1 protein-coding gene is annotated in these 1,529 nt (G+C 75.2%); it reads right to left on the reverse strand.

Annotated features, from left to right (window positions below; all coding sequences use genetic code 11):
- Positions 1-1,519 (reverse strand): type I polyketide synthase (locus ACPC54_RS20600; protein ID WP_498966570.1); only part of this gene is annotated, 1,519 nt, incomplete at its 3' end.
- Positions 1,520-1,529 lie beyond the last annotated feature (10 nt).

Consider the following 1,529-nt stretch of genomic DNA (forward strand, 5'->3'; position numbering starts at 1 on the left):
CGACGTCCACCGGCGAGCCCCCGACCCCGGCGAGCCGCTCCAGCTGCGCGTCCAGCGCCGCCTCCGACTTCGCCGACACCACCCACGGCACCACATCGGGCACAACCGACGAAGCCGCCGGAACATCCTCCGCCGGCGCCTCCTCGACGATCACGTGCGCGTTCGTCCCGCTGATCCCGAACGAGGACACCCCGGCCCGTCGCGGCCGCTCGCCGCCCGGCCACTCACGCGCCTCCGTCAGCAGCCGCACCGCGCCCGCCGACCAGTCCACGCGCGAGGACGGCGTGTCCGCGTGCAGCGTCCTCGGCAGCACGCCCGCCCGCATCGCCTGCACCATCTTGATCACGCCCGCGACCCCGGCGGCCGCCTGGGCGTGACCGAAGTTGGACTTGACCGAGCCCAGCCACAGCGGCCGGCCGTCCTCCCGTCCCTGCCCGTAGGCGGCGAGGAGTGCCTGGGCCTCGATCGGGTCGCCGAGCGGCGTGCCCGTCCCGTGGCCCTCGACGGCGTCGACGTCGGCGGCCGTCAGCCCGGCGTTGGCGAGCGCCTGGCGGATGACCCGCTGCTGCGAGGGGCCGTTGGGTGCGGTGAAGCCGTTGGACGCGCCGTCCTGGTTCACCGCCGAGCCCCGCACGACCGCGAGGACGCGGTGCCCGTTGCGGCGGGCGTCCGAGAGGCGCTCCAGCACCAGCACGCCGACGCCCTCGGCCCAGCCCGTCCCGTCGGCGCCGTCGGCGAACGCCTTGCAGCGCCCGTCCGGGGCCAGTCCGCCCTGCCGGGAGAACTCCATCAGCGAGCCGGGCGTCGCCATCACGTTGACGCCGCCCGCGACGGCGAGCGTACACTCGCCGGCCCGCAGCGCCTGGACCGCCCAGTGCAGGGCGACCAGCGAGGACGAGCACGCGGTGTCGACCGTCACCGCCGGGCCTTCCAGCCCGAGGGTGTAGGAGAGGCGGCCGGAGAGGGCCGAGGCGGCGATGCCGGTGCCGATGTCGCCGGTGGCATCGGCCAGGGAGCGCACCAGCAGGTACGCGTAGTCCTGGCCGTTGGTGCCGAGGAAGACACCGGTGCGGCTGCCGCGCAACGCCGTCGGGTCGAGGCCCGCCCGCTCGAAGGCCTCCCACGAGGTCTCCAGCAGCAGGCGCTGCTGGGGGTCGGTGGAGACGGCCTCGCGCGGCGAGATTCCGAAGAAGTCGGCGTCGAAGCCGGACACCGAGTCGAGGAAGCCGCCACGCCGCGAGACGCGGGTGTCGCGCTCGTCGACGCCGGCGTCCGCCAGGGCGCCGAGGTCCCAGCCGCGGTCGGCCGGGTAGCCGCCGGTGGCGTCGGTGCCGCCCGCCACGAGGTCCCAGAGGTCCTCGGGCGAGGCGACGCCGCCGGGGTAGCGGCAGCCCATGCCGATGACGGCGACGGGTTCGGCGGCCGCGGCCAGGAGCTGGCGGTTCTGCTTGCGCAGCCGTTCGGTCTCCTTCATCGAGGACCGGAGAGCGGCGACTACCTTGTCGTGGGGCGTGGTCATCTCTGCTCCG

It is taken from the genome of Kitasatospora sp. NPDC094028 (genome assembly GCF_049543595.1).
Classification (GTDB): domain Bacteria; phylum Actinomycetota; class Actinomycetes; order Streptomycetales; family Streptomycetaceae; genus Kitasatospora.